Origin of the sequence: Paenarthrobacter sp. PH39-S1 (genome assembly GCF_030063245.1) — a bacterium.
Taxonomy (GTDB): Bacteria; Actinomycetota; Actinomycetes; order Actinomycetales; family Micrococcaceae; genus Arthrobacter_M.
Window position 1 is genome coordinate 95,487 of sequence record NZ_JASISR010000011.1, and the last position, 23,874, is coordinate 119,360.

Here is a 23,874-nt window from a genome sequence, read left to right on the forward strand (position 1 = left end):
AAATGATTACTGGCCGTCGAACGCCTGTGGGAGAACTCCCTGGCCGGGCGTATGAAACAGCACCGGTCCTTGCCGCCTACTCGCCCTACTCCGCTTCCGAAGGCAACGCCTCATGGTTCACACGCCCATGGGAGCGGCGGTCTTCCTTCATCCCGGCCTCGAAGAGGTGCCGCTTCCCGTCAACAAGCTCCTGGCGGGCCAGTTTTTCCGCCGCCTTGAACTCCGCGTAATAGCCGTCGTCGTAATCCTCAATGACCTGGAACGTCCACCGGCCGTCGATCACGTTCCGGCCCACGATCTGCTGATCCAGCTTATCCGCCAGTCCGGTGTGTCCGGCTTCGCGGAGCTGATCGACTGCCTCACCCAGCGCCAGGTCTGCCTTACCGGTCAGCCGATGAAATCCGTAGAGGTAGCCTCGTGCTTGTTCGACCACTTCGAGGGCCTCGGACAGTTTGCCAAGGGCCATCACGGTCGCGTCCGTCACGCCGTCCGGGCGCTGGTGGTTGGCATCGGGACCGTCGGGCGCGGAGTTACTCATGCTGCTTAGCATATAGGCGGAGCGCTCAGAGGCCGGTGTCGCGGCTCTCGTTGCGGGTGATGTGTTCACCAGTGTTGGGGTCCACCACGGACCTGCTCTCAGTTACTCGGCGCTGCCGGCGGGAGCCGCTCATCACCAGCGAGATGATGAGCCCCAGGACACCCACGATCAGCAGAATGTAACCGACCAGGTGCAGATCAACGTAAGGGACGGCGCTGCCATCAATGGCAAAAGCCAGAATAGCTCCGACAGCGATCAGGAAAATGGACGATCCGATTCTCATTTTGAACCTCCTCGTGGGACGGCATGGGCACAGGGCCCGCTGCGCGGATGGCCAGCCGTGAATGCAGCCTACATCACAGTCGCTGCGGCGCGGTGCAGGCCAGCTGTATCGATGATCGAAGATTCCTTCGGCTTCGAAGCCGAAGGCACCTTCGATGTATCACCAGTGACAGTCACCCTCACGGCAACGGTCGAAGCCCTCGGCATGACCAGTCGGACCACGTGGCCGCCGGGCCTACCGGGCCTACCGGGCCTACCGGGCCTACCATGGAGGAATGAAGGGCAGCGGAAATGTGCGCGCGAAAACCGCGCTGCTAACGCTGGTGGCGGTGCTGCTTGCCGCGGGCTGCGGGTTGCCGCAAGGCAGGGGAAGCACTGGTGGTTTCCCGGAAATCCAACCCTTGCCGACGCCGTCGAACATCTCAGACTCACCGTCCGCAGCGCCGGACACGGCGGCACCACTCACGCCGTCGCCGTCGTCCACACCGCCGGCAGCGTTCACCGGCAACGCCGCGGACTATCAACCCATTTCCAGCGCACCGTCGGTGACCAGCCCGGGAGTATCCCTGGACTGGCTGCTTGACGGGGTGGACGATTCGCTCAACCGGGTTTACCTGACGGCCATGGTACCCGCCTGCAACCGCCCGCTGCAGGCCATCATCACGGAAGAACCGTCCCGTGTAGTCCTGACACTCGCCGGCGCCTTACCGACGCCGGGGATGGTCTGCCCACACAACGTGGCCATGATCCACGGCTATGTGCAGCTTGCGGATCCCGTGGGCAGCAGGAAATTGGCTCCCCGACCGGCCGGTTAGTTGCGGGGCTCCCGGCGTCGGCCGCAACCGGTGGGCCAGGTCCCCGAAACCGGTGGGCCATAAACCCCGGGCAGAGCTTTGGCGTGGTCAGCCGTGGTCAGCACGGCTCCGTTAGCACGGTGGTCTGCACCGTCGCAACGCCTGGTCGTGACGGAACACTACTGAACCCGAATCGGACCGGTGGCCGGATGGGTGCCAGCTCGCCGGCGTCGCGCCCCTCCCAGCTAACCACGGCCGCGTCAATCCACCGTACATCGGTGACCCCATAAAACTCCCGGCGGCCGTCCCGGGCGGAACCGGCGGTCTGGATCCCTGGACTCAGCCGGGCCGCCACCGGGCTGATGGCGCGCAGCCAGCGCGGGTGAACCGCCAAACGCCGCGGCAGCAGCGCCGCCGCATAGCCCAGAATGGATTTGGCCCCCACACGGGCCCGGATCCGCAGCGGCCCGGCTTCGACCACCAGGTTCCCCGCGTCAAAGGTAGCCGTCACCTCCACCAGACGCGTCTCGTCAAAGACGTACGTGTCCCCGATGAACTCGGCTGTTGCGGCATCCGGGGCCAGCAGAATCCTGTGTCCGGGTGCCAGCTCCACCATCACATCGGCGAACTGTCCGAAAGGAGACGTCGCCCAGACTCCGACCACAGCGCGGAGCCCGGAAGCAGTCCCCAGCCCCGCAATATGGCCGACGAAGATCAGCGGCGCTCCGTGGCGGGCCAGGTCAGTTGGTGACGTCAGTTGGTGTGGTGCGGTCCGGCCACGGCTTCGGCCAGCTTCCCGAGCGACCCCTCCAGCTGGTGCGCCTCTACCACCGGGAAGGAGATCTGCCGCAGCACGTCCTTGTCCGTCACCTGGCTCCAGTCGTACGTGAGCGAGACTTTGGTGGAATCCGGCGCGGTCGCTTCCAGTTCCCAGACCCATTCCCAGCCGGCCGGTTCCTTGCCTGCGTCGGCCGTCTTCCAGGCCAGCAGCTTGTTCGGATCAAACCCCACCACATAATTCTCTGTCTGGTACTCCCCGCCCAACTTGTCCCAGAACATGTTCATCGTGAACACCTGCCCCACGGCGGTGATCCGGTCCGTCTTCTCATCCGAGCGCACCATCCCCGAGCCATCGAGCTGAGCATGGTTCGCCGGGTTGCTCAGCAGCTTGAAAATCTCCTTCGCCGGGGCATCGATTACGCGGTCCACTGTCAGTCTTCCTTCGGTTTCAGTCATCGTTCCAGCATTGCGCAGTTTGCTGATGAATTCCAGTGCACCACGTTACGACGACGACGGCGGGCAGTCAGGCGGCGACGGCGCGGCTGGTGGCGGTGGTGTCCAGTGCTTAAATCCGTCCCGGAATATCGACGGGCAGCACGTGGTTGCCGCCACCATGACTATCCACAAAACCCAAAGCAGCCACACGCCGTCGACCATTGACCTCAAGGACCTCGGCACCGTGCACCGCCTCGGCTTCGGCGCCATGCGCATTGTCGGGGACGGAGTGTGGGGTGAGCCCGCGGACCGGCGCGCCGCCGTCGCCGTCGTGCGCCGCGCCGTCGAACTGGGCGTGGACTTCATCGACACCGCCGATTCCTACGGGCCGAATATCAGCGAGGAGATCATCGCCGAGGCCGTGCACCCCTATGGCGGCAGCCTGAAAATCGCCACCAAGGTCGGGTTCACCCGCACCGGACCCGACAAGTGGGTGCCGGTGGGTCGCGCGGAATACCTGCGTCAGCAGACCGAGCTGAGCCTGCGCAAGCTCAAGGTTGACGCGCTGGACCTCCTGCGACTGCACCGCATTGACCCCAAGGTGGACGCCGAGGAGCAGTTTGGCGTGCTGCGCGACTTGCAGCAGGAAGGCAAGGTCAAGGCGCTGGGCCTGTCGCAGGTCAGCGTCGACGAGCTCAAGGCCGCGGCCAAATTCTTCACCGTCTCCACCGTGCAAAACCGCTACAACCTCACGGACCGCTCCTCCGAGGACGTGCTGGACTACGCGGAAGAAAATGACATTGGCTTCATCCCTTGGGCACCGATTTCCGCCGGCGAACTGGCACAGCCCGGCGGCGCGCTGGACGAAGCAGCCAAGCGGCTTGGGGCGACGACGACGCAGGTGGCCCTCGCGTGGCTGCTGCGCCGTTCCCCCGTGATGATGCCCATCCCGGGCACCGGCTCCGTCAAGCACCTCGAGGAGAATCTGGCAGCGGCCGGCGTCGTGCTGGACGATGCGACGTTTGCGGAGCTCAGCGCCGCGCGGCATGGCTCGGCGAAGTGATCTGTTGTCCCAGGACTCATAGTCCTGGCTGCGTTGGTTGCAGCCGGAACGGGTGATCATCAATCCTGTAGTCCAGTACATCTTCGCGGCTGAGGTAGTCCGCGCCATCATTGGGCGTGCGGCCAGCCACGCCATGGCCTCTTCCGCAGTGGCGGGGTCTGCGATAGCCGCAGTAGCTACGGTAAGGGGATTCCCAGCGCCGCCATCAGGCCGACGTTGACGTTGGCCATCGCCGCCATTGACACGCCACTTAGCTCAGCGACTGGTTCGTCATCATAAAGAGTTGTGACCTCGTCGCATAGAGCCCAACCGTTCACAGCGTTCTCTGGAGGGAGGGCAACACGGCTGGGGCGGTCGCTGCGGACGGTCGTGGTGATGCGAATCGCCAGGGCGTTGCCGAACGCCTGGTTGCGCTGGTTATTCGAGACAACGAGCCAATACTTTTCGCCGACTTCCTCGGAGAGCGTGGCCGCGTAGATTACACCCCGGCGCAGCGGCAAGGTCGGCCGCTTTCGGTTGGGACTCATTCGCCTACGCTATGCCCGCGCGGACGGCGGCGCATCGCAGCTGCCTCACGCTGGTGCTCGGGGTCGTCAGCTTCTTCAGCGTAACTCAACGCCGCGATTTCTTCCCGAAGAGACTTTACACCTGCATCAAAAATTGCGCTGGCAACCATGGACTCAGGCGACTCCGCCGTAATTTTTGCGTGCGCGAAGGCAGCGAGTACGACGTAGTCCTCAGGTTTGCTGCGAATCTCTTGAATGAAAAGCGCACGGTCCTCGGTCAATGGCAGGCCAATCCGTGGAGTACGGCGGGCTTTCACATCAGTCATATCTTAATCCTACACGTGGTGCCATTGCGGCAGCCAGCATGGACTCCGTTGTGGTCGCCACCCCGGCAAAGACTGGGGCTGGCAGTACGTGCTGCCGCCGTCGTCGCTCGCGCCATGCAACTCCGGCCAACGTCCCGGTTACCGGAACAGCCCGCTGTAGGCGTTCAACGCTGGCTGTCCGCCCAGGTGCGCGTAGAGGACGTTGCTGGTGGCAGGAATGTCGCGGCTCTTGACCAGGTCAATCAGGCCCGCCAGGGACTTGCCCTCGTAGACCGGGTCCGTGATCATTCCTTCCAGAGAGCCGCCCAGCCGAATGGCGTCCAGGGTCGATTCGACCGGGATGCCGTAGAAGTCTCCGGCCCAGCCTTCCAGCACGTTGATTTCGTCGTCGCGCAGTTCGCGTCCCAGACCGATCAGCTCGGCGGTGTTGCGGGCGATTCGCTCCACCTGGTCGCGGGTCTTCCGCAGCGTGGCCGAGGCGTCAATGCCAATCACGCGGCGCGGCCTGTCCTGGCCGGCGAATCCGGCGATCATACCGGCGTGGGTTGAGCCGGTCACAGTGCAGACCACGATGGTGTCGAAGAAGATCCCGAGGTCCTTCTCCTGCTGTTCCACTTCATAGGCCCAGTTCGCGAAGCCAAGGCCGCCGAGCTTGTGGTCGGAGGCGCCCGCCGGGATGGCGTAGGGCTTGCCGCCGGCTTCCTCCACCTCATGGATGGCCTGCTCCCAGCTGCTGCGGATGCCGATGTCGAACCCTGCATTGTCGAGGGTGACGTGTGCGCCCATGATGCGGGAGAGCAAGATGTTGCCGACCCGGTCGGTCAGCGGGTCGGGCCAGTCCACCCAGTTTTCCTGCACCAGGCGTGCCTTGAGCCCGAGCTTGGCCGCCACTGCTGCGACCTGGCGCGTGTGGTTCGACTGATAGCCGCCGATCGAGACCAGGGTATCGGCGCCTTGGGCCAGCGCGTCCGGCACCAGGTACTCCAGTTTCCGGGTTTTGTTGCCGCCGAAGGCCAGCCCACTGTTGACGTCCTCGCGCTTGGCCCAGATCTGCGCACCGCCCAAATGCTGGCTCAATCGCGGCAGCGGGTGCACCGGACTGGGCCCAAAGGTGAGGGGATAGCGTTCAAAATCGGTGATGGCCACAGAATCTCCTTGTTGTGGGTTTAGCGGAGTTCGGGAGGGAAACGCGTTGGCCGTCGACTCCTTAGGCGACCCAACATGTAATATATTGCAACTCCTTAAAAGCCGCCTGTCAAGGTTCCAAGAGGTGGCCGACGGCGGCTGCCGGGCGCCGCCGTCAGCTGTCCGGCCCAATGGGCGGAAGCCGAAGGCCGGGACGAAGCGCCGGCGCCGCGGAGCATGTGTATATCATTTGCAGCATGCCTATCCCGTCCGTTCAAGGCGTGCACAAACGCTCGCTCCTGCGCGACGACGTGTATCAGTCGCTCCGCGATGCCATCGTCGACGGAACATTCGCGCCGGGTGAGAGACTGAAGGATACCGAGCTGGAGCAATGGCTGGGTGTGAGCCGGACGCCCATCCGGGAGGCACTTTTGCGGCTGGAGCGCGCGGGCCTGGCCATCGCCGTGCCCGGCCGGGCCACCATTGTTGCGCCCTTCGACCTGACATCCACTATCAGCGCGCAGCAGGTGGTGGCCGCTATGCACGAGCTGGCTGCGCGGTTGGCGGTTCCCTCCCTGACAGCGGAGAATATTGCCGCAATGGAGGACGCCAATACGCGTTTCGCCATGGCCTTGCAGGATCACAATGTGGACGACGCGCTGCTGGCGGACGATGACTTCCACGGGGTATTCGCAGCCCGCTGTGGAAATACTGTGGTTCCCGAGGTGCTGGAACAAAGCACTCCGGTGCTGCGCCGGGTGGAGCGGGTCCATTTCGCGTCCTTTGCCGCACGGACCTCCGTGTCCCAGCACGCTGAAATCATCCGTTTTGCGCGCGATGGAGACGCGGAGGGCGCAGCCCGGGCCAGCCGGGAAAACTGGCTCAGCCTGCGTTACACGCTGCCCGAATAGGGGTGCCGCGGCAGCAGTCGTGGATCATCAGCGCGGTGACCCGGCGGAGGCGTGGCAGGGCTGCCGGGTCAAATGGGTGCACAGTGCACCCACTCGTTGATATTCTCTCCTTATGCCCAGAGTAATCCAGATCCGCGATGTACCCGAGGACGTCCACGAAGCCTTGACGAAAGCTGCGGCGGCGCAGGGCATCTCCCTGACAAGGTACCTGCTGCGCGAACTTGAGAACCTGACGCAACGGGCGCAGGTGCCGCACATTAATGCTGCCGTCGTTCGACAGACACAGGCCAAGGTCCAGGGCCATGCTGGCAGAGATAAAATTCTCAGCGCTCTTCGGGAAGACCGCGGCGGATGAACGTAATCGACGCGAGTGTCATTGTCGAGTTGCTCGCCAACGATCTCGATCCCGACCTACTCGGTAATGAGGAGTTGATAGCTCCGCACCTCATCGACAGTGAAGTGACCAATGTCTTGCGCCGCCTTGTGGCTCACGGTGCGCTGAGCGAGGAGCAGGGCACGCTCGCCTTCGACGGATTCACCCGCCTGATTTTGACGCGATTTCCGGCTGATTGGCTACGCCCCAGGATGTGGGCGCTCCGACACAATCTGAGCGCGTACGATGCGACATACGTGGCGCTTGCCGAGATGACAAACGCCAAGGCACTTCTCACCACCGATGCTCGGCTGGCGAGGGCGCCGGGCATCCAATGTCACGTCCAGGTACTCTGACAAACACCACCGCAGCCCCCGCTCTGCCACAATGGCAAGCATGGGAAATGCCGAAAAAGGACTTGAACTCCGCATCTCGCTGGACGGGATCGCGCCGCCGATCTGGCGCTCGATCCGTGTCCCGGAAAGCATTGAGCTAGCGGAGCTGCATCGGGTGATCCAGTTGTCGTTCGGCTGGGAGGACCGCCATCTGCACCAGTTCACCGCCGGAACCGACGCGGATAAGCAGCGAATCCTCTCGGACGAAGAGACCGCCCAGGAGATCGGTGTTGAAGCCGAGACCGGCGTGTTACTGACCGCCGTGCTGGAGACGGTGGCAGGCGCAGGCAGCGCAGGCAGCGCAGGCAGCGCCGGCACCGCCGCAATCCAGGCCGGCACGCTGGCGTATGAGTATGACTTCGGCGATTCCTGGGACCACACCATCACGGTGACCGGCCGGTGCCTGCTCCAGGACGGTCGGACTATCTGCACCTCAGGTGAGCGCCGCGGCCCGGTGGAGGATTCCGGCGGCATCGGCGGCTACACGCAGCTGTGCGAGGTGCTCGCGAACCCGCGGCATCCGCAGTATGAGGACCTCGCGGTTTGGTATGCGGGGGCCGCATCGACGATCGGCACCCTCGACGCTGCCCCGTTTGACGCCGAGGCCTTCGATATCGACGCCGTCAACGCGAAACTGGCACGTTTTACCTTGCTGCGCACTGCCGGCCCGCCCACCGATACCGAGCTTGCCGCCGTCGTCCGTCCCGTTCGTTGGCTGCTGCAGCGCGCCGGCACCGACGGCCTTGAGCTCACGGCAGCCGGCTACCTGAAACCCGCTGTGGTGCGCGCGGCGGTGGCGGAGCTGGGCTGGCAGGAGCGCTGCTACGGAGCGGTTAACCGCGAGGACCAGGCCATTGCTGTGACGGCGCTGCGGGAGAACTGCGTGCACTGGAAGCTGCTGCGCAAAACCAAGGGCAGGCTGGTCCTGACGCCGGCGGCACGGAAAATGGCCGACGACGACGCTGCCCTGTGGGCGCACCTGACCGGACGTTTTGCGCTGCCTGCCAGCAACGCCGCGGACCTGGTGCACCGCATGGTTGTCGGCTGGCTGCTGGAAGACACCATGCCCGAATGGAACGTCATCGGCGCGGTGCTGGCCGAGATCCTGAATGACTCGATGTTCCGGATGCCCGGTGGCGCGCCCGTGGAAGAGGCGGACGCAATGGGCCTGTATGGGGATCTGCGCTGGTCCCTGGGCTGCCTGGACATACGGGAACCGGAGGAAAAATCCGGCAAACAGGGCCCGCTCACGCTGGCAGGAATCAAGTTCCTGCTGGACGTGCGGCAGCGCAGGAGCCGCGAATAAGCACGACCGGGAGGCAGCATCAACGCTGCGAAGAAGGCGCGGATGTGCCGCAGATCAGCCTCCAGCGCGATCCAGTTCCTGCAGCAGGCGCGGCCGGTTGCGGTGCCGGTACCTGATGTCCGCGATCACGGCATCAACGTGATCAGTTTGCCCCGTCTTCGCGGCAAGGCCGCGCAGTTGCACATGGCGGCGGGCAGCACTCTCATAGTTGCGGACGTCGGCCACCTGGAGGTCCGATTCCACCCGGCGCTGCAGCACCGGGATGACGGTGGCCGGGTCTAACTGCTGGTAAGCACCAACCAGTTAGGTCCACAAGCGGCGAGTTCCTCCGCCGGCCTGTGCTCGGCCAGCACGCTACACCAATAATGGCCGGCACCTCCGCCTGATGTCCCGACTCCAGAAAGGCCCCCGGCGTGCCCACTCAATCGCCTGCTCAATATGGCCGATTTCCGCCACGGCCGCAGCGGCCTCGTGCAGGCGGTCCGACCGTGTCCGGTCGCGCGCGCACAGCTCAATGATCCGGTTCTCGTCACGGTCGACGACGGCGAGCCGCCTGGCATTGTGGTCCAGCAAGAACCTCGCGCGACGGTGTTCGTGCAGGAAATCCCCTGCTCCCGGATCCGTCAGCCGGATCTCAACCGCCGCTTTCCGCTGACCCTGCGATGGTTCCGGCGGTGCGGTGGCCGCAATCTGCGCGCACGACCGGGCATGCGGCCTAAGCAATCCCCTGACAACGTCACCGATAATGTTGAAGGCCCTCAGATGCCTGCCCGCCGAATGCGTTCGCGGAACTCCATCGATGCAGGTCCGCGCGGGTGCGGAATAACGGCAAAACTTCGGCGGCAAGGTACTGCTCCGATTCAGATGCCGTCCACTTCCGTTACGCGACCTACGCGAGGGCACCATGGGCTTACAGGTGTTGCACTTCATACCCCAGTGTTACACTGGGGTATGCCTACGACCAGGCGCCGCCACGTCATCACTGAATCGGAAGAAGTCGCGGCCGCGCTCCATGATGCTGCCCAATTTTGGCCAGAGGATGCTTTGCGGCCCGGCAAACTCATTACCAGGCTCTTGCGGGAAGGCCACAAAGCCATTCACAACGAGCGGCAACGCGCCCTTTCCGCCCGCATTCAGGCCGTCGATGGAGCGGCTGGCAGTATGACCGGCGTATATGGCCCGGACTACCTGAGATTGCTCAGGGACGAGTGGCCGGCGTGATCGCCCTGGATGCCAGCATCGTCATCGCACTTTTGGAAAATGAAGATCCGCATCACGAGGCTGCCAAGGCGTTCCTCGCAACGTCGGCCAGCGAGTCGTGGATCATTAATGTCCTAACCCTGGCCGAAGTCTTGGTCGCACCGGCCAGAGTAGGTCGTCTCCAACAAGCCCAATCCGTGTTGGATCTGTTGAACATTCACACCGACTCGTTGGCAGCAGACCAGGCCCCGGAGCTGGCTTCGCTCCGGGCGGAAACCGGGCTGAAGATGCCGGACGCATGCGTGCTGCTCACGGCGGTCAACCGCAGCGCTTCACTGGCAACATTCGACACGAAGTTGGCTGCTGCGGCAGACCGACTGGGCGTGGCCCTTAGGTTGTAATTCAGCCAGCGGATGGCCCCCTACCTCCCGTTTGCCGGCCGTGAGTGCGGGTGCCTCACGGCCGGCGTGTCAGGTAACCGTCCCGGCTATCCGGCCGGCTGGGCGATGACCATCTCCTCGCTGCGCTCCCAGAGCGCTCTGGCCAATCCGACGTCGTCGGCCTGCTTGTTCGCCTTCGCGACCTTGCGCTTGGCATAGTACTGTCCGGAAATCCAGTCCGTTCCCGGCCGCGTGGTTGCCAGCCAGACCAGCGTGTCTGCGCCCTGCTCGGGGGTCAGCATGAACCTGCGCATGATGCCCTTGTAGGCAAAACGCATCGGGCTGTTCGACTCTGCTGAGAAGTTCGTCGCCACCCCTCCCGGGTGGAACGCCGCCGTCGCCAGTCCCTGCCGGCCGTAGCGGCGGTCAAGTTCCTTCGTGAACAAAATGTTCGCCAGCTTGGCATTGCCGTACGCCCGGTTCGTGCCGTACTTCTTTTCGGCGTCCAGATCATCGATGTCCAGATGGCCGAAAAAACTGTTTGCCACACTGGAGGTATTGAGCACCCGGGCCTTGTTCTCCACGAGCACGTCAAGCAACAGGGTCGTCAGCAAGAACGGTGCCAGGTGGTTCACCTGGAACGTCTTCTCGTGCCCGTCCACGGTCAGCCGCCGGCGGCCCATAATGCCGCCGGCATTGTTGGCCAGCACGTCGATGCGCGGATAAGTTTCCTTCAGCGCGGCCGCCAGCCCGCGCACCTGGTCCAGCTGGGCGAAGTCGGCGAGAAAGTACTCCGCGCCGAGTTCGTTGGCGATCGCCTTGGTCTTTTCCGGCGACCGGCCGACGACGACGACACGGTCACCTGTCGCAGTCAACGCCCGCACCGCTGCGGCACCGATTCCGTCGCTGGCTCCGGTGATGATAATCGTGCGTTCTGCCATGGCTAATCCTTCGGGTTATCCAGCGGGAGGTCCGCGGTGCGGGGAGAGAGCTGCTGATGATGGAACGGCGCCGGCGGGTCGGTTGTTCCGGACCCAGCCTGTCGTTATGCGTCAGCTTCGATCGCTAAAATTCAATGGGGGGAATCATGGGTTCAAAACCGCCCATCTCACGCCGAAAGCCGGGGACCATCCTGGCCGCGCTGTATAACGAATCCGGGCAGTTGATCGATGCAGAAGTAGCCAGGAAGGGTCTGGGGATTCCTGTCTCATCTGGGGCAAATACGAAGTACCTTGCAACGGTCCGGGCAGTCGCTGCTGCCGTTGCCGCGCTGGCTTCGGCCAAGGTGGTCCACGCTCTGCTCTCTGCCGGAGCCGGTTCAACCAAACCCGTGCTTTGGGGTGCGTTCAGCGCTGCGGATATTTCGCGGCACCTCGCCCGTGTCACGGCGGCGATCGACCGGATGAACGCCACCATTGTGGTGTTGCGGAACCGCCGGGACGAGCTGTTGGCCGCTGACGCGCGGGCCGCGGCGGATAAGGCAGCAGCAGAAAGCCGCCGCGGCCTCTGCTGCGGAACAAGCTGTCGCCGCACAAGCGGCACGAGACGCGGCAGTGCAAGAAGCAGCAGTGCAAGGAGCGGCAGCGCCGGAGGCGCCAAGGCGGGAAGCGCTGAGGGTCAGCAATCTTCCGGCACCGTATGCACCCCCGACTCCCCAGCCCTACGTCCCTCCCGCGGCGCAACCATATATCGCACCCGATGTCGTTCCTGCCCCGGGCCAAGGGCTACACAGGCCCGCGCTGCTACGCCCCGGGCGGCAAGACGTACCGGCCCTGCTGGCGGCGTGCCGGGGGTTCCATCTCTTGCAGCCGGCCGGCGGGGCGTCGACCGCTACACTGACGATTGATACAAAACTGATCTTGGATACAACCAGCTTTGACCTATAACAACAGATCGGAAAATAATGCGAGCTCGGGGGCTCCTCGCCGTCACCACACTTCTCTTAATGACCGCCACCGGATGCACTTCGGAACCGGCAGCAGTCCAATCCACCCGGCCGGTAGCACCTCCGGCGTCGTCGCCCGAGCCGGTGCTCGTGAAGGTGGCCACTGCCGCCGAGCTCGGTGAACCGGTGTGGCTGGACAAGTCGATCTACTTTGGTCCGCCGCAGAGCGGCTGCGTTCTCGGCCCGGCGGACAAGATGGTCTGCATGCAGCGCTCCGGAAAGGCAGCGCCGCAGATGAACGCCATCATCGGCCAGAGCCAGCTCCGGAATCCTCTCTCGCTGGAGCGGACTCCCCCGGTCGCCATTCCCGGCATCACGGGCAATGATCGGGTGTCGCTCAACCACGTCCTCGCCGCGCCGGGCGGTTTTGTCTTCCTCTACCAGAGTGACCCGATTGATAGCGCCTACCAGCTGAGTTTTGTCACCGACCAGGGCGCCCAGCTCTGGGCCAGTACGCTCCCCACGGTTCCCAGGGATCTCGCGGTCACCGCGGACGAACTGCTGATCGGGACCCCCGACGGCGTCAGCTCGCTAAAGCTTTCCAACGGCACCCCGGGTGCCACGCACGCTAAGGCAGGAACTTTGCTGGCGGGGACCACGCCGGGGCGGGACGGTTTCAGCTCCTACGCACCCGGCGTCGTCGGACTTTCCACGTCCGACGGCGGCACGGTCCTTAACGCGGTCGACGTTCACGGCTCCCAGGGAAGCTCGTGCGAGTTCACCGGTGCCGCGGGCTGCACGCCGACGCGGGTGCTGTACGCCGATTCCGAGTACCTGGTGGTTGTGGAGAACGCAGGCGAGGGCGGCCCAACGTCGGCCTACGATGCCAAAGGCGCCAAACTGTGGACCGTGGATCAGCCGCTGACGAGCGTCGTCCGGTTCCAGGAAGCGTTTGTTTTGGGCTACGCGGGACCCACCAAAAACACGTCCTTACCTGCCGGGCGCATGGCGGTTGTCTCCGCGGGACGGTACAGAATTGGTATCGGGAGCGGCTGTTGAAGGCGGGAGCGCTTACGTCGCGGGCGTTACCACCGGCGGTGTCATCTACGGCTTTGATGGTCCGGGCGTGCCTGGAGCCTACGACGTTTCGTACTCGGTGCTGCCGATAACGCTGACGGTCACACAGCGGCAGGTTGCTGCGTCCGCGACCGCAGCTGCGCCGGCTCCTTCCGCCGCGGGACCCGTCTCCGGCACGGCGAGTGCACCGGCGACGGCGGCACCGGGTGCAACCACGTCATCGTCTGCCGGCTGGACGACGCGCACTACGGAAGCAGGAGGCTTCAGCTTTGATCTGCCGGCCGACTGGACTGTCAGCTCCACGCCCGCCGCTGAACCGGCCGGCGCACGGACCGTCACAACAGATCCGTCGGGAACGGTGAAATTCGAGGTAATCGAAGGGATCAGCGGCCTGGGCGGAGCCTGCGGCCCCGGCGGTTCGGCACCCGATGAAGCAGCCACCGTACTGCGGTTGCCGGTGAACGGCCTGAATCTCGCCTCACCGTCGATCTCCTCCCAGACCCCGACGGTCACCGTAAAAATGCACGGTCCCAATGTGGGATATACCGTCAAGGACGTCAAACCTGCGGCCGGTATCTGCGATTTGTACCCCTTCATTCAATGGCAGCCGGCCGGAACCAGTGGCTTTAGCGCCTCGATCAGCACCACCGCGTATGCCCAGAATTCCGGCGCCTCCGGGACGGCAGATGCACCCATGTCCGGTTACCTGAAGTCAGCGATCCACAGCCAGCTGATGCACATCTTCTTGAGTATTCAAGCCAAGAAGTAGCCGGTCGATGCCGTTGGGCTGGCACCCGAGTCCCGCAGGGTTCTAACTGTTCCGCCCCCGGGCCGCCACGCGCCACGTATCGGCCACGGCGCCGTCGACCATCACCACCAGCTCATCGGCCAGGTTCACCGCCGCGCACACGTGGTTCGGCACCACCCGGACCAGCTCCCCCAGGCCCGGCAGCGCCGCGCCGGCAGGGAATTCCACGGTGGCATGGTGCTCGGAGAGCGCCGTGATTCGCGCGTCCGGATGATCCAGCAGCCGGCCGCCGCCGGTGGCCCAGGCCGGACGGTCCGCGCCGAGCGTTTTGCTGCCGGAGTCCAGAATGACGTGCTGCCCGCTGCGGCTGACCGCCGTCGCCACGGCCCAGAGGGCGATGTCGCCCCAGCCGCAGGTGCCCATTTCCAGCTGCTGGGCGTCATTGAACAAGTAGACCCCGGGGCGCACCTCGGTCAGAACCGAAGCGTCCGCCGCTGCCGCCGTCGGGGTCGAACCTCCGCTGACCACCTCCGCTGCCAGGCCTGCCTCGGCAAGGGACTTCACCGCGACGGCGAGCGCCTGCGCCTCATCCTCGGCGGCGCTGCCCCGGTTTCCCGGTCCATAACCATGGCCGGGAAAAGTAAATACTCCGCGGACGTCGAGCCCGGCGTCCGCCGCAGCGCGGGCAAGAACACCGGCGTCGGCCGGAGCAATGCCGCTGCGGTGGTGGCCGCTGTCCACTTCCACCAGCACGGCGACCGGGGCTCCCGCCGTCGTCGCGGCCAGTTGGCGTGCGCCTTCCTCCGTGTCGATGCCGACAGTCAGCGTGATGTTCTCCGTGAGCACCCGCAGCCGCGCACCTTTCCCCTCGTCCGCCCACAGCGGGTAGGCGATGAAGATGTCCTTCACTCCGGATACCGCGAAGACTTCCGCCTCGCCCAGGGTTGCGACGGTCAGCCCGACGGCGCCGAGCCCGATCTGCCGCTGGGCCAGCTCAACCACCTTGTGCGTCTTGGCGTGCGGCCGCAGGGACAGGCCCCTGGCCGCGGCGCTGTCCGCCATCCCGGTCAGGTTCCGCTCCACGATGGCGGCGTCCACGGCAAGGAACGGCGTCGGAGGAAGATGGCGGGCGCTCAGGCTGGCAGTCATGTCTTCATCCTGTCAGGAATCCGGGGACAGGGCCAAGGCCATTGGATGACCGGGTGCGGACCCGCCCGCGGACGGGTCAGGGTCCTTGGACAACGGGGCGCGGATTTACCCGCTCAGCCGTCCACGGCACGCGTCATCCCCAGGCTGAACGCGCCAATCGGGTTCAGCCGGTGGCGGCCAATCCGTCATAGCGGCTCAGGTACGGCATGTCGTCGGCGCCCCAGCGATCGCGGAAATCATCCGCGCGCCCTCCAGATCCGTATATGGCACATCAGTCAGCCCCAGCGTTGCCGCAAATTCAAAGAGCATGGCCAGAACATAGCACCCCTGGAGCACGGCCCAGTCGTCGGCACCGTCGTCACCGAACTGCCGTATTCGGGCCTCCAGATCCAGCTTCGGCGGCCGCGCTCGCTCCGGTGCACGGTGGGCTCAAACCCCGCTTCCTTCCCTGCCATCAAGGACCGCGTCCAGGGTCGCGGCGCAACTGGCGCGCGCCTGGGAATATCTCCTGGTCTTCATTCGGCCTCCTTCGTACAAAATTTTGTACAGGATCCTCAGGTTTAAGCGAGGGGCCGGTGGCCGCTGCAGTGCGCAGACCGGGCCGCCCGGAGGTGCCTATTGTGCCTTGCCGGTCCCGAGCATGCGTGCTACTTTTTCCTCCAGCGAGGCGACGGTCGCGTCCGGCAGCACGATCAGGCCATCCAGCTCACGGCGGGCACGCCGGTAGGCTGTTTGCCGCTCGGCAGGCGTGGCGGCGTCGTCAACGGCGATGGTAATCAGCTTCCGGGCGGTGGCCAGCCGCTGGCGCTCCGGTCCGGTAAAGCTGCTGTCCCTGACCCGCCGGGCTTCCCGCTCGGCCACCTCGAAGGCGACCTCGTACCCGTTGACGGCCGCGCGGTATTCATCCAGCCGACCCTTGGCGGTGATTTCTTCGGGGCTGCCCGGGCGCAGCCCGTCGGCCTCCCTCTTGGCGCGCAGGAACGCGACCGTGAGCGGTTCGCGCACGTCTGTCATCATCGGAAAATCGATGAGCTTCCCCACGTCCAGTTCGTAGGCCAACCAGCGCTTGTTGACGCCGTCGTGCGTGGTCATCAGCTGCCCCACCTCATCGGCGCGGACCTGTTCCACCCGCTGGGCCTGGTTTTTGACCTTGTACAGCTCGAGTTTGCGTTGGTACCGGCGTTCGCCGGCCCGCGTCCAAGCGCGTGCCCAGCCGCCGACCAAGCCGCTGAGCGGGAACACGAGCCACCAGAAGTGGCCGACAAAATTGAGAATGGACTGCACGCTTCCATCGTCGCACCCCCGGACACGCACTTCCAGACCCGGCGTCGTCCCATCTCCCGGGGGCTGACAGGCGCGGGTCCCGGTGATAGACCATAAGCATGCTGACTCACGAGCCCCGGCCAACTGTTACCGCCCGACCCGCCCATCGCGCCCATCGCGCCCATCACGCCCGTACCGCCCCAGTGGTCGCAGCCGCCGCGATACCCACGGTCGTCAGGGAAGTCCCGATGGTCCCGGCTGCGACGGCCGTCCCGCGCTTCGGCTTCGGCTTCGGCTTCGGCTTCGGCTTCGGCTTCGGCTTCGGCTTCGGCTTCGGCTTCGGCTTCGGCTTCGGCTTCGGCTTCGGGGGACGGTAACCATGCCGCGGATCGAGGACTACGCGATCATCGGCGACCTGCACACCGCGGCTCTGGTCGGGACCAACGGCTCCATCGACTGGCTGTGCCTGCCGCATTTCGACTCACCCGCCTGCTTTGCAGCACTGCTGGACGACGACGACGCCGGCCGCTGGCTGCTGGCGCCGGAAGAGGGCGGCGTGTGCACCAGCCGACGCTATCAACGCGGAACGCTGATTCTGGAATCGGAATGGCGCACCAAGCACGGCCGGGTCCGCGTCACGGACTTTATGCCGCCGCGCGACGAGGTTGCCGACGTCGTCCGTATTGTTGAGGGGCTCAGCGGGACCGTGCGCATGCGCGGTGAACTGGTGCTGCGCTTTGACTACGGCCACATTGTGCCGTGGGTGCGCAAGCACGGGAAGGGGATCCGCGCCGTGGCGGGCCCGGACGCCGTACTGCTGGCGACGCCGGTGGCTGTGAAGGGCGAGCACATGAGCTCGGTCAGCGAATTCACGGTGAAGGCGGGCGAAAAGGTGCCGTTCGTACTGACCTGGCATCCCAGCCACCTGACACATCACCGGACCCGCACCGTCGATCCGGACAAGGCGCTGACCCAGACGCACGATTACTGGACGCAGTGGAGTGGGCGCAGCAAGGCCACCGGCCCGTACAAGGAGGCCGTGCAGCGGTCGTTGATCACGCTCAAGGCGCTGACCTATGTCCCGACCGGCGGCATCGTGGCCGCAGCCACCACCTCCCTGCCGGAGCAGATCGGCGGCCCGCGGAACTGGGACTACCGCTACTGCTGGCTGCGCGATTCCACCCTGACGCTGCAGGCGCTGCTCGCCGCCGGCTATACGGATGAGGCGACGGCGTGGCGGGACTGGCTGCTGCGCTCGGTGGCCGGTGATCCGGCGGACCTGCAGATCATGTACGCCATTGACGGCCGGCGGCGCATTCCGGAGGCGGAGCTGGACTGGCTGCGCGGCTACGAAGGATCATCCCCGGTCCGCACGGGCAACGCCGCGGCGGATCAGCTCCAACTCGATGTCTGGGGCGAGGTGCTGGATGGGCTATCGCTGACCCGTAATGCACTACTGAAGGCCAATGACGATTCCTGGGGTGTGCAGACGGCGCTGATGGAGCACCTCGAAGGGGCATGGGACCAGCCGGACAACGGGCTGTGGGAAATGCGCGGGCCGCGGCGGCACTTCACCCATTCGAAGGTGATGACCTGGGTAGCGGCGGACCGGATGGTCAAGGCAATTCGAAAATTCCACCTGGCCGGGCCGGTAGACCGGTGGGAGGCGCTGCGGGACACCATTCACGCGGACGTCATGGCGAAGGGCTTCGATCCGGACCGCAACACCTTTGTCCAGTCCTACGGCAGCACCGAATTGGACGCCAGCCTGCTGCTGATACCGCGCGTGGGGTTCCTGCCGCCGGATGATCCGCGTGTTATCGGCACCATTGACGCCATCCTGCAGGACCTCTCACAGGACGGTTTTGTGATGCGGTACCGACCGCAGAAGAGCGACGACGGCCTTCCGGGCGGGGAGGGCGTGTTCCTGGCCTGCTCCTTCTGGATGGTGGACGCGCAGCTCGGAGCCGGGCGGCGGCGGGAGGCCACCGAACTGTTCGAGCGGCTGCTGGCGCTGCGCAACGACGTCGGCCTGCTCAGCGAGGAATGGGACACGCAGGCCGGGCGCCAGCTTGGCAACACCCCGCAGGCGTTTAGCCATTTTGCGCTGGTGAACAGCGCCATGCAGCTCCATCATGGGAAAGCGCACCGCAGCGACGCTCCGGTTCCCGGCGCCCCTCGAAACTGAGGTGACCGTGGTGGGGCGCAACCGGGGGAATTGACCCCATCGCGGGCGCCTAAGATGCTGGTTAACGTGGCCATGAGGACGAGCGGCGGCCACGAACGGTTATGGACATGCCTTTGCCTATACGCGTGGCCGTTCCTGCTTCCGCAATGGACGATCTGGCTTCCTCAATGGGGATACGCTCCGGTTCACACTGCGCAGCCCGCCATGCCGTCTCCCTCGGGCAAGTCCATTCCGATGACCAGCCACTGTTTCTGCACAGGGGGTGGTATTGGGGTGGGGGTGCACTTTGTGTGGGTGGTCCGGGTTTTGTCGGTGTGTTCGCCTAGTGTTTTTTGTATGGGAACAGAAGGAGACGCGGGAGGCTTTCCCGGGGTGACGGACATCGCGGGGCTCCGAGGTGCGGTGGCCGTGCTGGCGTCTTTTACCGCGTCCTTCGCGGGGGCCGCGCCGCTGCTGGGCAGGGACGCTTTGCTGGAAGCGGCGGACCTGATCGAAGGCGCTTCCCGGCTGATCGAGGTGAACCAGGTGACCGTGGCGCATGCGATCGATACGCAGAATCTCGCCGCGACGGGAGGTGTGGATACCCGCTTCGTCTGGGATGTCCCGGCCGGGGGTAAATCCCCGTACCGCCGGGTCCAGGACCTGCTGATCGAGCGGTTGCGGATCTCCCGCTCGGCCGCGAACCGGCGGGTCTTCCTGGGCCGGGACCTGCTGCCCTGCCGGTCCTCGGACGGGACGGTTACCGGGCCGGTGTATCCGCTGCTGGCCGGGGCCGCGGCCGACGGCGCCGTGTCGGGGGAAACCCTGAACCTGGCCGTGCGGGCCCTGAACACGGTGCGGGTCAAGGCCACCGCGGCGCAGCTGACCGGGATGGAAACGGTCCTCGCCGGTCGGGCCCTCACCACGGACCCGGACACCCTGGCCCGGGATGCCCGGGAGCGGGAACTGCAGATCGACCGGGACGCCGGGGAACCGACCGCGGAGGAACTCACGGAACGGCAGGGCGTCCACGACCACGGCATGTACCGGGGACTGCACCATGTAGAGATCTTCGCGGCCCAGCCCCAATACGAGGTCCTGCAGACCGTGATGAACACCGGCACGAATCCGCGCACCTACTCCCTGGAGCAGCGCTCCTTGGATCAGCGGACCCGGCCGCAGAAACTCCTCGATGCCCTGACCGGGGCGTGCGGGATCGCGCTGCGCGCCGGGGAACTCCCCGAATCCGGGGGCAACCATGCGCAGGTCCTCGTGACCGTCGATTACCGGGAGTTGTTCGATAAGCTGGCGACCGGGCGCAGGGCCGGGGAGTTCATGTTCACCGGCGCGGTGACGGCCGAGAACGTCCGGGAACTGGCCTGCAACGCGGACCTTATTCCCGTCGTTCTCGGCGCGGCCGGGGAGGTCCTGGATCAGGGCCGGTCCCGGCGGCTGCATACCAGGGCCCAGCGTCTGGCCCTGACCGCCCGGGACCGGGGCTGCAGCAGACCCGGATGCACGATGCCCGCGGCGTGGACCGAGTGCCACCATGTGAGGTTCTGGGACGAGCACCACGGACGCACCAGCGTCAACAACGGGGCGTTGGCGTGTACGTATGACCATCATCTGATTCATCAGGGACGCTGGAAAATTCTGATGAAACACGGCCTCCCGTACTGGGTCGCGCCACAGGACCTCGACCCGTCCAGGACACCACGGCGGAACACGTACTTCAATCCACCCCGCCCCGGCGCCCCCGAAACCCTCCCACCCCTGGACTCCAACACCAATACCGGCTGGGACCGGGACGCGGAGACCGACGCGGGGAACGACCGGGACGCGGAGATTGCGGCCGAGACCGCGAGGGAGACTGCCGGGGAAATTAATGCCGAACCCTCGGCCGAGACCGGCGCCGGATTGAGGGTGAGAGTGCCGCGGAGAACGGCACTGGGGCCGGGATCCAGCGGCAGACGACACTCAGCGGTGACCGAGGCAGGTTGAACAGACGCGCAAGCTGAACCATGCCGCAGACCAGAACCCCCACCGATAACCCCCGCGGACAGCAAGCCACGGCGGTCCCGACCAACATGGCCCGTCGGAACCGGGAGGAGCGTCTGCGGTCTGGACCGGTCCGGCCTGTCGGGAGCCAGAGGAGCGTCTGCGGTCTGGACGGGCTCGCCCTCTGGGCGAGGGGATCAGGCGTCTGCGGTAGGACCAAGGGCTGGGGATTACCGGCGCGGCGGACCGTTGATCCAGACAGCTCTCGGAGGCGCTGGCGCGAGCCGGGACTGGACCCTTGTAATATGCGGATGAGGCACGTCCAGCCCGGATTGTTGCCAGCGGCAGGTGAACAGGTGTTCACTGGAAGGTGAATCAGCGTTCACCAGGTCCTTTCGAAAGGCTTGCCCTTGCCCTCGCACTCCGCGAAGACCACCACCCGCAGACCCACGGGTCTCATCGTCGCCATCCTCTGCCTTTCCGGGACCGTGGTGTCGCTGCAGCAGACCATGGTGATTCCGCTGCTGCCGGATTTCCCCAAAATCCTGAACACCAGCCGGGACGATGTCTCCTGGCTGGTTACCGTAACGCTGCTGACCAGTGCGGTCGCCACGCCCATCGTGTCCCGGCTGGCGGACATGTTCGGCAAGCGCAGGATGATGCTCGTTGCCATGATCCTGATGGTGATCGGCTCCGTCATCGCGGCCCTGGGCGGCAATTTCGTCACGTTGGTGGTGGGCCGGGCTTTCCAGGGGTTCGCCGCTTCGCTGATCCCGGTGGGCATCAGCATTATGCGCGATGAGCTGCCCAAGGAGAAGGTGGCCTCGGCTGTCGCGCTGATGAGCGCGACGCTGGGCATCGGCAGCGCACTGGGCCTGCCGCTCTCGGGCATCATTTATGAGGCGTTGGGCTGGCAGGCCATTTTCTGGCTGTCGGCCGCGGTCGGCCTCGCGCTGATCGCTGCGGTGCTCGCGGTGGTGCCGGAATCCGAGCTGCGGACGCGCGGGAGGTTCGATTTCCTGGGTGCCGCGATGCTCTCCGTTGCCCTGACCACGCTGTTGCTGGCCATTTCGAAGGGCGGCAGCTGGGGCTGGAACAGCGAGCCGGTCATCCTGCTGTTCATCACCACCGCAGTGGTATTGGCCATCTGGTTCCCGTTCGAGCTACGGGTCAGCCAGCCGATGGTGGATCTGCGCACGTCCGCGCGTCGTCCGGTGCTGCTGACCAATATCGCCTCGATTCTGGTGGGATTTTCGATGTACGCGAATATGCTCTCCACCACGCAGCAGCTGCAGATGCCCAAAGTCTCCGGTTATGGCTTCGAGCTGAGCGTCGTCATCGCCGGGCTCTGCATGGTGCCGTCCGGATTGGCCATGGTGGCGCTAGCCCCAATTTCCGCGATGATCACCAAGCGGTTCGGTGCCAAGACCACGCTAATTGTCGGCGCGCTGGTTCTTGCTGTGGCCTACGTTGCCCGGGTTTTCCTGACCAGTGAGGTCTGGATGATCATCGTTGGCGCCATGGTGGTCAGTATGGGTACAGCAATTGCCTACGCTGCGATGCCGACGTTGATCATGCGCTCGGTGCCGATTACGGAAACCGCCTCGGCCAACGGTCTTAACTCGCTTTTGCGCGCGGTGGGAACCTCGACGGCGTCTGCCACGGTGGCCGCAATCCTCACCTCGGTGGTCATGGACCATAGCGGGGTGTCGTTGCCGACGCTGGACGCATTCAAGTTCATCTTCTGGTTCGCCGCGGTCGCTGCTCTGCTCTCTGTAGGCGTAACGGTGTTCATTCCGAAATTCCTGGCGCCGCTGTCCAAAGCAACTGCTGACCGGGTCGCCGGTGCGGTGCCGGGCAAGGCCGCCGAGGGAGGCGCCTCTGCCGTTCCTGTAGGCGTCTTCCCGGCACGGGTGCCTGCCGCGGCCGCGTCCTCGGATCGGCCTGAGAAGACAGCCGTGCGCAGCAAGGCTCCGGCTATGGTCGGGGCTGTTAAGGCCCTGAATGAAACAGCCGACGACGGCGAGGTGGAGATTGTGGTCAGCGGCACGGTGGTCCGTGCCGACCGTCGGCCGATCCGCAACGCGGTGGTCAATGTTCTGAGCACAGCTGGTGAGCCGGTAGATTGGAGCCGGGCCAATAACGAGGGCGTTTATTCTGTGGTGCTGCCCGGCCCGGGTCGTTATCTCGTGGTGTCCAGTGCGGACGGCTGGGCCCCGCATTCCCAGGTCCTGGAGTTCACGGATCCGGACAGCTGGCAGCAGATCAGTCTCGTGCAGCGGCTCACCCTCTCCGGAACGGTGGACCGAGCAGCCGGTTTAGAAGGTGAAGAGAGTCCGGATAGTGTTTACCATGCTGACAGTGCGAGCGGTGGGGGTGGCCTGCAGAACGAAGCCCTGGTGACGCTCACGAAACCGACAGGTGAGTTTGTGGCCTCCACGCATACCAAGGACGGGCGGTATGAATTGCCTCTGCCAGCCACGGGACGATACATCCTGACTACCCTTGATCCGCAGGGACGTGCTGCCCAGGCCAGGCAGATCGTGGTCGCGAGCCAATCCGCCGTCGTCGACTTTGACGCTGCCGGCGGCAATATGGCACGGGCGTCCGACTCGGCGGCGGTAGCACCATGACGGACAACGCCACGCGCACCGCCATAGTCGATGCCGGCCGTGAACTCTTTGGCGAGCGCGGTTACAACGCCGTGACCATCAAAGACGTTGCCGCCCGTGCGGGCTTTTCCCCCGCCATGATAATGAAGGTGATGGGCAGTAAGGCCGAGCTGTACACCGCTTCGGCTCCGTCGGCTCCTAATCTGGACGACGCGGGCAGCGATGAACCGGTGGGGCACCAGCTGGTGCGCCGGATTGTTGCCCGTCGGGACCGTGGAGAGGCCGAGCCGTGGGCCATGGTGCCGATTCTGATCCACGATGCGCCGGATCCGGACGTTGCTCGGACGACCTTCAGGTCCAGGTACGTCAGCAGGATTGCCGAGCGGATCGGCGACCGGTCACCGGATTTTCGGCGCGCGAAGCTGGTAGTCTGCGCGCTGCTTGGTCTGGGCGCGGGCGTACGGACTCTCAGCGTCCTGGCACCGGACGAGTCAGATAGCGAGGAACTGATCCGTCAGTACGGCGCCTTGGTGCAGAGCATTATCGACGGCGTGTAGGCAA

The 23,874-nt window shown here is 65.1% G+C and carries 25 protein-coding genes; 15 read left to right on the plus strand and 10 right to left on the minus strand.

Annotation, left to right across the window (positions count from 1 at the left end; translation table 11 throughout):
* Positions 1 to 85 precede the first annotated feature (85 nt).
* Entirely contained in the window at positions 86 to 538 is a 453-nt protein-coding gene (locus QMG52_RS09120) for a hypothetical protein (protein WP_283560093.1), read from the minus strand.
* A gap of 25 nt (positions 539 to 563) precedes the next feature.
* Entirely contained in the window at positions 564 to 821 is a 258-nt protein-coding gene (locus QMG52_RS09125; RefSeq protein ID WP_283560094.1) for a DUF6458 family protein, read from the minus strand.
* Between the two features lie 274 nt (positions 822 to 1,095).
* Between QMG52_RS09125 and QMG52_RS09130 the strand changes: the two genes are divergently transcribed.
* Entirely contained in the window at positions 1,096 to 1,635 is a 540-nt protein-coding gene (locus QMG52_RS09130) for a hypothetical protein (protein WP_283560095.1), read from the plus strand.
* A 97-nt stretch (positions 1,636 to 1,732) separates the two neighbouring features.
* Here QMG52_RS09130 and QMG52_RS09135 read toward each other — a convergent pair whose 3' ends face one another.
* Both QMG52_RS09135 and QMG52_RS09140 read right to left on the minus strand, forming a co-directional pair.
* A complete protein-coding gene (locus QMG52_RS09135; protein WP_283560096.1) occupies positions 1,733 to 2,278 on the minus strand; it encodes a hypothetical protein in 546 nt (181 codons plus the stop codon).
* 89 nt (positions 2,279 to 2,367) lie between these two features.
* The gene (locus tag QMG52_RS09140) at positions 2,368 to 2,850 is read right to left on the minus strand and encodes an SRPBCC family protein (RefSeq protein WP_283560097.1); all 483 of its coding nucleotides are present in this window, start codon (positions 2,848 to 2,850) and stop codon (positions 2,368 to 2,370) included.
* A gap of 157 nt (positions 2,851 to 3,007) precedes the next feature.
* Between QMG52_RS09140 and QMG52_RS09145 the strand changes: the two genes are divergently transcribed.
* Positions 3,008 to 3,892, plus strand: coding sequence for an aldo/keto reductase (locus tag QMG52_RS09145; RefSeq protein ID WP_283560134.1), 885 nt, complete (start codon positions 3,008 to 3,010; stop codon positions 3,890 to 3,892).
* Between the two features lie 176 nt (positions 3,893 to 4,068).
* Here QMG52_RS09145 and QMG52_RS09150 read toward each other — a convergent pair whose 3' ends face one another.
* From QMG52_RS09150 to QMG52_RS09160, 3 genes are all read right to left on the minus strand, one after another.
* Positions 4,069 to 4,419 (minus strand): type II toxin-antitoxin system PemK/MazF family toxin, encoded by a 351-nt coding sequence (locus QMG52_RS09150; protein WP_283560098.1) that lies wholly within the window; start codon positions 4,417 to 4,419, stop codon positions 4,069 to 4,071.
* Positions 4,416 to 4,724 carry a hypothetical protein gene (locus QMG52_RS09155; RefSeq protein ID WP_283560099.1) on the minus strand — a complete coding sequence of 103 codons (309 nt, stop codon included), beginning with the start codon at positions 4,722 to 4,724 and terminating at the stop codon, positions 4,416 to 4,418. Before QMG52_RS09155 ends, QMG52_RS09150 begins: the two co-directional genes overlap by 4 nt.
* Positions 4,725 to 4,862: 138 nt before the next feature.
* Positions 4,863 to 5,870 carry a 1-aminocyclopropane-1-carboxylate deaminase gene (locus QMG52_RS09160; RefSeq protein WP_283560100.1) on the minus strand — a complete coding sequence of 336 codons (1,008 nt, stop codon included), beginning with the start codon at positions 5,868 to 5,870 and terminating at the stop codon, positions 4,863 to 4,865.
* A 236-nt stretch (positions 5,871 to 6,106) separates the two neighbouring features.
* Here QMG52_RS09160 and QMG52_RS09165 point away from each other — a divergent pair, with 236 nt between their 5' ends.
* The 6 genes from QMG52_RS09165 (at position 6,107) to QMG52_RS09190 (ending at position 10,435) form a co-directional block, all read left to right on the plus strand.
* Positions 6,107 to 6,760, plus strand: a complete 654-nt coding sequence (locus QMG52_RS09165; RefSeq protein WP_283560101.1) for a GntR family transcriptional regulator — start codon at positions 6,107 to 6,109, stop codon at positions 6,758 to 6,760.
* Between the two features lie 112 nt (positions 6,761 to 6,872).
* Entirely contained in the window at positions 6,873 to 7,115 is a 243-nt protein-coding gene (locus QMG52_RS09170) for a FitA-like ribbon-helix-helix domain-containing protein (protein WP_283560102.1), read from the plus strand.
* Positions 7,112 to 7,489 (plus strand): type II toxin-antitoxin system VapC family toxin, encoded by a 378-nt coding sequence (locus tag QMG52_RS09175; protein ID WP_283560103.1) that lies wholly within the window; start codon positions 7,112 to 7,114, stop codon positions 7,487 to 7,489. Before QMG52_RS09170 ends, QMG52_RS09175 begins: the two co-directional genes overlap by 4 nt.
* Before the next feature lie 40 nt (positions 7,490 to 7,529).
* Entirely contained in the window at positions 7,530 to 8,834 is a 1,305-nt protein-coding gene (locus QMG52_RS09180; RefSeq protein ID WP_283560104.1) for a plasmid pRiA4b ORF-3 family protein, read from the plus strand.
* Positions 8,835 to 8,876: 42 nt separating this feature from the next.
* Positions 8,877 to 9,116 carry a hypothetical protein gene (locus QMG52_RS09185; RefSeq protein ID WP_283560105.1) on the plus strand — a complete coding sequence of 80 codons (240 nt, stop codon included), beginning with the start codon at positions 8,877 to 8,879 and terminating at the stop codon, positions 9,114 to 9,116.
* 935 nt (positions 9,117 to 10,051) lie between these two features.
* A complete protein-coding gene (locus QMG52_RS09190; RefSeq protein WP_283560106.1) occupies positions 10,052 to 10,435 on the plus strand; it encodes a type II toxin-antitoxin system VapC family toxin in 384 nt (127 codons plus the stop codon).
* A gap of 86 nt (positions 10,436 to 10,521) precedes the next feature.
* Here QMG52_RS09190 and QMG52_RS09195 read toward each other — a convergent pair whose 3' ends face one another.
* Entirely contained in the window at positions 10,522 to 11,355 is an 834-nt protein-coding gene (locus QMG52_RS09195; RefSeq protein ID WP_283560107.1) for an SDR family NAD(P)-dependent oxidoreductase, read from the minus strand.
* A gap of 1,094 nt (positions 11,356 to 12,449) precedes the next feature.
* On the opposite strand from QMG52_RS09195, the gene QMG52_RS09200 reads away from it, so the two are divergent.
* Positions 12,450 to 13,358: a hypothetical protein gene (locus QMG52_RS09200; RefSeq protein WP_283560108.1), complete on the plus strand. Its 909-nt coding sequence runs from the start codon at positions 12,450 to 12,452 to the stop codon at positions 13,356 to 13,358.
* Positions 13,336 to 14,145 carry a hypothetical protein gene (locus QMG52_RS09205; protein ID WP_283560109.1) on the plus strand — a complete coding sequence of 270 codons (810 nt, stop codon included), beginning with the start codon at positions 13,336 to 13,338 and terminating at the stop codon, positions 14,143 to 14,145. Before QMG52_RS09200 ends, QMG52_RS09205 begins: the two co-directional genes overlap by 23 nt.
* A 42-nt stretch (positions 14,146 to 14,187) precedes the next feature.
* Here QMG52_RS09205 and QMG52_RS09210 read toward each other — a convergent pair whose 3' ends face one another.
* Together QMG52_RS09210 and QMG52_RS09215 are read right to left on the minus strand one after the other, a co-directional pair.
* A complete protein-coding gene (locus QMG52_RS09210) occupies positions 14,188 to 15,273 on the minus strand; it encodes an alanine racemase (protein ID WP_283560110.1) in 1,086 nt (361 codons plus the stop codon).
* A 615-nt stretch (positions 15,274 to 15,888) separates the two neighbouring features.
* Positions 15,889 to 16,557: a hypothetical protein gene (locus QMG52_RS09215; RefSeq protein WP_283560111.1), complete on the minus strand. Its 669-nt coding sequence runs from the start codon at positions 16,555 to 16,557 to the stop codon at positions 15,889 to 15,891.
* A 98-nt stretch (positions 16,558 to 16,655) separates the two neighbouring features.
* Between QMG52_RS09215 and QMG52_RS09220 the strand changes: the two genes are divergently transcribed.
* From QMG52_RS09220 to QMG52_RS09240, 5 genes are all read left to right on the plus strand, one after another.
* Positions 16,656 to 16,913: a hypothetical protein gene (locus QMG52_RS09220; protein ID WP_283560112.1), complete on the plus strand. Its 258-nt coding sequence runs from the start codon at positions 16,656 to 16,658 to the stop codon at positions 16,911 to 16,913.
* 2 nt (positions 16,914 to 16,915) lie between these two features.
* Positions 16,916 to 18,724, plus strand: coding sequence for a glycoside hydrolase family 15 protein (locus tag QMG52_RS09225; protein WP_283560113.1), 1,809 nt, complete (start codon positions 16,916 to 16,918; stop codon positions 18,722 to 18,724).
* 336 nt (positions 18,725 to 19,060) lie between these two features.
* Positions 19,061 to 20,704 carry an HNH endonuclease signature motif containing protein gene (locus tag QMG52_RS09230; protein WP_283560114.1) on the plus strand — a complete coding sequence of 548 codons (1,644 nt, stop codon included), beginning with the start codon at positions 19,061 to 19,063 and terminating at the stop codon, positions 20,702 to 20,704.
* Positions 20,705 to 21,111: 407 nt separating this feature from the next.
* Positions 21,112 to 23,334, plus strand: coding sequence for an MFS transporter (locus tag QMG52_RS09235; protein WP_283560115.1), 2,223 nt, complete (start codon positions 21,112 to 21,114; stop codon positions 23,332 to 23,334).
* A complete protein-coding gene (locus tag QMG52_RS09240; RefSeq protein WP_283560116.1) occupies positions 23,331 to 23,870 on the plus strand; it encodes a TetR/AcrR family transcriptional regulator in 540 nt (179 codons plus the stop codon). The genes QMG52_RS09235 and QMG52_RS09240 overlap by 4 nt, the downstream gene beginning before the upstream one ends.
* Positions 23,871 to 23,874: the final 4 nt, after the last annotated feature.

Coding starts and splice junctions, on each gene's coding strand:
- QMG52_RS09155 (WP_283560099.1), bottom strand. CDS start 4,724: ATGACTGATGTGAAAGCCCGCCGTACTCCACGGATTGGCCTGCCATTG.
- QMG52_RS09165 (WP_283560101.1), top strand. CDS start 6,107: ATGCCTATCCCGTCCGTTCAAGGCGTGCACAAACGCTCGCTCCTGCGC.
- QMG52_RS09195 (WP_283560107.1), bottom strand. CDS start 11,355: ATGGCAGAACGCACGATTATCATCACCGGAGCCAGCGACGGAATCGGT.
- QMG52_RS09170 (WP_283560102.1), top strand. CDS start 6,873: ATGCCCAGAGTAATCCAGATCCGCGATGTACCCGAGGACGTCCACGAA.
- QMG52_RS09185 (WP_283560105.1), top strand. CDS start 8,877: ATGTGCCGCAGATCAGCCTCCAGCGCGATCCAGTTCCTGCAGCAGGCG.
- QMG52_RS09230 (WP_283560114.1), top strand. CDS start 19,061: ATGGGAACAGAAGGAGACGCGGGAGGCTTTCCCGGGGTGACGGACATC.
- QMG52_RS09225 (WP_283560113.1), top strand. CDS start 16,916: ATGCCGCGGATCGAGGACTACGCGATCATCGGCGACCTGCACACCGCG.
- QMG52_RS09125 (WP_283560094.1), bottom strand. CDS start 821: ATGAGAATCGGATCGTCCATTTTCCTGATCGCTGTCGGAGCTATTCTG.
- QMG52_RS09140 (WP_283560097.1), bottom strand. CDS start 2,850: ATGACTGAAACCGAAGGAAGACTGACAGTGGACCGCGTAATCGATGCC.
- QMG52_RS09130 (WP_283560095.1), top strand. CDS start 1,096: ATGAAGGGCAGCGGAAATGTGCGCGCGAAAACCGCGCTGCTAACGCTG.
- QMG52_RS09145 (WP_283560134.1), top strand. CDS start 3,008: ATGACTATCCACAAAACCCAAAGCAGCCACACGCCGTCGACCATTGAC.
- QMG52_RS09175 (WP_283560103.1), top strand. CDS start 7,112: ATGAACGTAATCGACGCGAGTGTCATTGTCGAGTTGCTCGCCAACGAT.
- QMG52_RS09180 (WP_283560104.1), top strand. CDS start 7,530: ATGGGAAATGCCGAAAAAGGACTTGAACTCCGCATCTCGCTGGACGGG.
- QMG52_RS09210 (WP_283560110.1), bottom strand. CDS start 15,273: ATGACTGCCAGCCTGAGCGCCCGCCATCTTCCTCCGACGCCGTTCCTT.
- QMG52_RS09240 (WP_283560116.1), top strand. CDS start 23,331: ATGACGGACAACGCCACGCGCACCGCCATAGTCGATGCCGGCCGTGAA.
- QMG52_RS09150 (WP_283560098.1), bottom strand. CDS start 4,419: ATGAGTCCCAACCGAAAGCGGCCGACCTTGCCGCTGCGCCGGGGTGTA.
- QMG52_RS09220 (WP_283560112.1), top strand. CDS start 16,656: ATGCTGACTCACGAGCCCCGGCCAACTGTTACCGCCCGACCCGCCCAT.
- QMG52_RS09120 (WP_283560093.1), bottom strand. CDS start 538: ATGAGTAACTCCGCGCCCGACGGTCCCGATGCCAACCACCAGCGCCCG.